This is a genomic window from Gelidibacter algens (assembly GCF_001678675.1).
In the GTDB taxonomy this organism is placed as follows: Bacteria; Bacteroidota; Bacteroidia; order Flavobacteriales; family Flavobacteriaceae; genus Gelidibacter; species Gelidibacter algens.
This window is the reverse complement of sequence record NZ_LZRN01000097.1, coordinates 1-3220: the sequence shown is the minus strand read 5'-3', so window position 1 is coordinate 3220 and position 3220 is coordinate 1. Positions and strand designations below refer to the sequence as shown.

The window sequence follows — 3220 nt, the reverse complement described above, 5'->3', positions numbered from 1 at the left end:
TTGAGTTAATCATTTAAGTTCTGTATCTTGCGCCCAATAAATATAATGATTATGGATGTGTTTAAGGGTCAAAATATACTGAACTTTGTAAAAGAATTGCCGGATGATGATTCCTGCAAGGCTTATTTGGCTAAAATAAAATGGCAGGATGGTTTTAAATGTATGAAATGTGGACACACCAAAGGATGTGCAAAAGCGGGATACACCTATCAATGTTATAACTGTCAGCATGTGGAGAGCTCCACGGCAAATACATTGTTCCACAAAGTTAAGTTCGGGCTCCATAAGGCATTCTGCATCGTGTTCGAGATGGCCACCAGCACGAAGAGCGTGTCAAGTGTCCAGATGGGGAAGCGCTTCGATGTCCGACAGGGAACTGCCTGGTATTTTATGCAGAAGGTGAGGATAGCCATGCAGAGCAGCCAGCAATATCCATTGTCGGAAATTGTCCATGTGGATGAATTCACGGTTGGTGGAAAAGAAGAGGGCAAACAGGGCCGGAGCTATGACTCCAAGAAGAAAAAGGCAGTGATAGCGGTGGAGCTAGACAAAAAGCACAAAATCAAAAGGGTCTACGTAAGATCGATCGAGGATTATTCAGCGAGATCCCTGACGCCAATCTTCGAAGAGCATATCAGTACGACCGCCAAAGTGGTAACAGATAAATGGCGAGGGTATGCACCGTTGATGAAAGACTATAATATTGAACAGAAATACAGTGCAGGCGGCAAGAACTTCAAGGAAATGCATATTGTTATAATGCAGCTGAAATCTTGGTTGAGGGCAATTCCAACACATGTAAGCAAATGGCATGTACAGAGATATTTCGATGAGTTCTGTTTTAGGATAAACAGGTCACAGTTCAAAGAAACCATTTTTCACAAAACCATTGAAAGAATGGTCGCCAAAAAACCGATATATCAACAAGTAATAAAACAGCACGTAAGTGTGTAACTCAATTAATTAAAATAGTACCATCCTAAATATTCGAAATGCCAACAAAATTTGTTGGCATTTTTTTGTTACTGAAACTTTGTCAGTTCAATACCCATGGCACATTTTTCGCAACTAAGTAATCCATTAAACAAAATCAATTAACCTGTCATGCTTTGGCGTGACTATAACAAATACTATAACTATGGGATTAAACATTAAACCATTGGCAGACCGTGTTCTTATTGAACCTGTAGAAGCTGAAACGAAAACAGCTTCAGGAATTATCATTCCAGATAACGCTAAAGAAAAACCTCAAAAAGGTAAAGTTGTTGCCATTGGTGCTGGTAACTAAAAAAAATCCAATTACTGTGAAAGTCGGAGAAACCGTTCTTTATGGTAAATATTCAGGAACAGAACTAAAACTTGAAGGCAAAGATTATTTGATCATGCGTGAAAGTGATGTGCTTGCGATTATCTAATCGCAAATTCCAATAACACAATAAACAAATTCCAATAACTTTCTGTTTAAATGATCTTCCAAATTCGGAATGTGGCATTTGAACATTGGAAGTTTAAAATTCTAAATAAAATTTTTCATTATGGCAAAAAGCATAAAATTTGATATTGAAGCACGTGACGGTATAAAACGCGGTGTAGATGCATTGGCAAATGCAGTAAAAGTAACCTTAGGCCCAAAAGGTCGTAACGTTATTATTGGTAAATCATTTGGCGCACCTCAGGTGACCAAAGATGGTGTTACCGTTGCAAAAGAAATAGAACTAGAAGATCCATTAGAGAATATGGGTGCACAAATGGTAAAAGAAGTCGCGTCCAAAACCAATGATTTGGCTGGAGATGGTACTACAACCGCCACCGTTTTGGCACAAGCCATCGTTAAAGAAGGTTTGAAAAATGTTGCTGCTGGCGCAAACCCAATGGATTTGAAACGTGGTATTGACAAGGCTGTTGCAGCAATTGTTGAGGAATTGGAAAAGCAAGCAAAAAAGGTAGGGAACTCTTCAGAAATGATCAAGCAAGTGGCTTCCATTTCTGCTAACAATGATGATGCTATTGGCGAATTGGTAGCCAAAGCGTTCAACAAAGTTGGTAAAGAAGGCGTCATTACTGTTGAAGAAGCTAAAGGATTAGATACTTACGTAGATGTTGTTGAAGGTATGCAATTTGATCGCGGTTACCTTTCTCCATACTTTGTTACTGATGCCGATAAAATGATTGCAGATTTAGAAAATCCTTATGTCTTATTATTCGACAAAAAGATCTCTAATCTTCAAGAAATTCTTCCAATTTTAGAACCAGTAGCACAATCTGGTCGTCCATTATTAATTATTGCTGAAGATGTAGACGGTCAAGCCCTTGCTACTCTAGTGGTAAACAAACTACGTGGCGGATTAAAAATTGCAGCCGTTAAAGCGCCAGGTTTTGGTGACAGACGTAAAGCAATGTTAGAAGATATTGCTATCTTAACTGGTGGTGTGGTTATATCAGAAGAAAGAGGCTTCTCTTTGGAAAATGCTGATTTGAGCATGTTGGGTACTGCAGAAACTATTACGGTTGATAAAGATAACACGACTATTGTAAATGGTGCTGGTAAAGCTGAGGATATCAAAGCTAGAGTCAACCAAATTAAAGCGCAAATTGAAACTACAACGTCTGATTATGACAAAGAAAAACTTCAAGAGCGTTTGGCTAAATTGGCCGGCGGTGTTGCTGTACTTTATGTAGGTGCTGCGAGTGAAGTTGAAATGAAAGAGAAAAAAGACCGAGTAGATGATGCTTTACATGCAACCAGAGCTGCAGTTGAAGAAGGTATTGTTGCCGGTGGTGGTGTTGCTCTTGTGAGAGCAAAATCAGTTCTTGAAAAATTAGCTTCTGAAAATAATGACGAAGCTACAGGAATTCAAATTGTAGCACGTGCTATTGAATCACCTTTACGAACCATTGTTGAAAATGCAGGTGGTGAAGGCAGTGTTGTGGTTGCTAAAGTTATGGAAGGTAAAAAAGACTTCGGTTTTGATGCTAAGACAGAAACTTATGTAGACATGCTAAAAGCTGGAATTATCGATCCTAAGAAAGTAACACGTATCGCATTGGAAAACGCAGCGTCAGTTGCCGGAATGATCCTTACTACTGAATGTGCATTGGTGGACATTAAAGAAGATTCACCTTCAATGCCAATGGGCGGCGGCGGTATGCCAGGAATGATGTAAGTTGATGATTTCAAATTACAATTCATAAAAAAACGCCTCAGTCAAATGAGGCGTTT

General features: G+C 39.1%; 2 protein-coding genes and 1 pseudogene. All 3 read left to right on the top strand.

Annotation, left to right across the window (positions count from 1 at the left end; all coding sequences use genetic code 11):
- Positions 1-51 precede the first annotated feature (51 nt).
- Positions 52-954, top strand: a complete 903-nt coding sequence (locus tag A9996_RS19120) for an IS1595-like element ISGal1 family transposase (protein WP_066430526.1) — start codon at positions 52-54, stop codon at positions 952-954.
- Between the two features lie 184 nt (positions 955-1138).
- A pseudogene (gene groES, locus A9996_RS19115) lies at positions 1139-1415 on the top strand (co-chaperone GroES).
- 120 nt (positions 1416-1535) lie between these two features.
- Positions 1536-3164, top strand: coding sequence for a chaperonin GroEL (groL, locus tag A9996_RS19110; protein WP_066439095.1), 1629 nt, complete (start codon positions 1536-1538; stop codon positions 3162-3164).
- Positions 3165-3220 lie beyond the last annotated feature (56 nt).